Origin of the sequence: Massilia sp. DWR3-1-1 (genome assembly GCF_049898325.1) — a bacterium.
Classification (GTDB): domain Bacteria; phylum Pseudomonadota; class Gammaproteobacteria; order Burkholderiales; family Burkholderiaceae_D; genus JAFCUW01.
The window spans coordinates 1-2,035 of record NZ_JAFCXL010000064.1; the positions used below are offsets into that span (position 1 = coordinate 1).

Consider the following 2,035-nt stretch of genomic DNA (forward strand, 5'->3'; position numbering starts at 1 on the left):
AGCACCACGAAACGCGTGGTGCGTTCGACCAGCGTGCCGACCGAGGAGCGGTTGCCTTCGCCCTTGATGAGGTCGCCCTCCCAGTGGCCGGGGATGAGGCGGTCCTCGATCTCCGGCGGGCGGATATGGATGCTCTGCATATCTTTGATCGGTTCTGTCGCGTTGTTGATCAAACCGCGGAATTTCCCTAAACGGCAATGTGCCGCTTAAACTGGACGTACCATTCCTGCAAACGCAGAAAACTGGTCGGCGAACGACAACTCATCGGCGCTGTCGATTGCAAACTGGCCCTTGCGGATCATGTGGATCAGCTCGATGCCGGCGAGCACGGAGCCGGCGGCGCGGAATGATTTGAAGTTGAGCATCGGCCTAGTGACCCGCTTAATGGCGCGGTGATCCTGTTCAACGATGTTGTTGAGATATTTGACTTGGCGCACCACGATCGGCAAGTACCGGCTGGCGTTGATCGCATCGAGCGCCGCCTTGTTGGCGCCGCTTTTGTCCATCCCGACCTTGTGCGGATCGCCATTCTCCGCCATGGCCTTGTCGAAGAAGCGCTTCGCCGCAGCCATGTCGCGCTTCGCCGTCAGCAGGAAGTCGACTGTCTTGCCCTGCTTGTCGACGGCGCGGTAGAGGTATTTCCAGACGCCCTTGACCTTGATGTACGTTTCGTCCATGCGCCAGCTGCCGCCGACCGGGCGCTTGTATTTGCGAGCCATTTTCTCAATCAGCGGCAAGAAGCGGATCGCCCACCGGTTGATCGTCGAATGGTCGACCGACACGCCGCGCTTTTCCATCATTTCCTCAAGGTGCCGGTAGCTCAGCGGATAAGCGGCGTACCAGCGGATGCAGACCAGAATCACGTCGATCGGAAAGCGCATACCTTTGAAGTTGACCATGTCGATTCGTCCTAGATTCGGGCACCGCAGTTTACTCGACCGGCCCGCAGGGGTTCGCTAATGCGACAGAACCGCAAAAACTGTCTTGACGAATGGGTCCACTTTAATCCTCCAGCGTCAAGCCCTGCGTCAAGACCAGCTTTACCGCTTCTTCGCGAAGCTCCGGCGTGTATGTTTTTGAGCTTGTCATATGTTCTCCAGTTGGTGAAGTTTACCAAACAAGAGTGTCCGAAAAAATCAGGTTACCTCACATCCCGGGCGCTGGAGCGGCGATACGCGCAACTGGAATCCTGTCTCCATCGTCCATCTCAATCCGGAACAGACGAGCAGAAACGAAGAGGAAATCGAGAAGAACACACGGTTCAAAAAAGCAGCATGATGATCAGGTCAGGCGACAACTAGCTTGACAACCACCGGCTACAATTGCAGGCCGATTCGATTCATTAACCCGGTGTTGCACTTGATACTTGAGACCGCCTCGCATAGCCAAAGAGCAGCCGTTCCAAAGCATTGCTGTATGCCAATCAATGCTTTTCCCGGTATTCGCCTCGTGCTTTAGGGAATAAGCTGGTCGTCAAGAGCAAGCGACCGAATCGATTGGTAAGCGACCCTTCAAAGCTTGCGCAGTGCAAATTTAACTCAACACCTTCTGGCGCAGCGGTCCGTGAAACGCAAAACTGCCCGATAGCGATACGAATCAGTTCTGAGTTACGCTTGTTCTTGGAGGTGATCGATACATGGCTATTGTCGCGGTACCAGAACGTACACAGGATTTTCCGCTGCTGGTTGGCGGTTGTGATGACGAAATATTTTGGCATTCCGAACCCGTTCTTGCCAGAAGTTTTAGCTTCAAGTGCGCAGGCGCCGTGATGTGGCGAATTAAAAAAATATAGCAAAACATCCCCCAGTTGTTCAGAATTTTAAACTTCGATTCCGAATATACGGCGTTCTGGTAACAACGGATTCAGCGATCGATCATCTTGCACGTCAAGGTCGCACGGAAAGCTAAAGTGGACCCTAAAGTGGACCCCACCGTCAAGACAAATTTTGCCTGAGTTTAAGCTATGGTCTTGATCCCGCCCGCAGCGGATCAGCGCTGCCCTGTCGTGCTTAAATTCATGCATCGGCGAGTGTGG

At 54.0% G+C, this 2,035-nt stretch carries 2 protein-coding genes and 1 pseudogene; all 3 read right to left on the bottom strand.

Translation table 11 applies throughout. From position 1 onward, the window contains the following. Window positions 1-149 (bottom strand): annotated as a pseudogene (locus tag ACP7EY_RS23880) (IS30 family transposase); the annotation flags it as partial. 57 nt (window positions 150-206) lie between these two features. Next, window positions 207-899: an IS6 family transposase gene (locus ACP7EY_RS23885; RefSeq protein WP_426197744.1), complete on the bottom strand. Its 693-nt coding sequence runs from the start codon at window positions 897-899 to the stop codon at window positions 207-209. Between the two features lie 524 nt (window positions 900-1,423). Next, on the bottom strand, window positions 1,424-1,717 hold the full coding sequence (locus ACP7EY_RS23890; protein ID WP_426197745.1) for a hypothetical protein: 294 nt from the start codon (window positions 1,715-1,717) through the stop codon (window positions 1,424-1,426). Window positions 1,718-2,035 lie beyond the last annotated feature (318 nt).

Coding starts and splice junctions, on each gene's coding strand:
- ACP7EY_RS23890 (WP_426197745.1), bottom strand. CDS start 1,717: ATGCCAAAATATTTCGTCATCACAACCGCCAACCAGCAGCGGAAAATC.
- ACP7EY_RS23885 (WP_426197744.1), bottom strand. CDS start 899: ATGGTCAACTTCAAAGGTATGCGCTTTCCGATCGACGTGATTCTGGTC.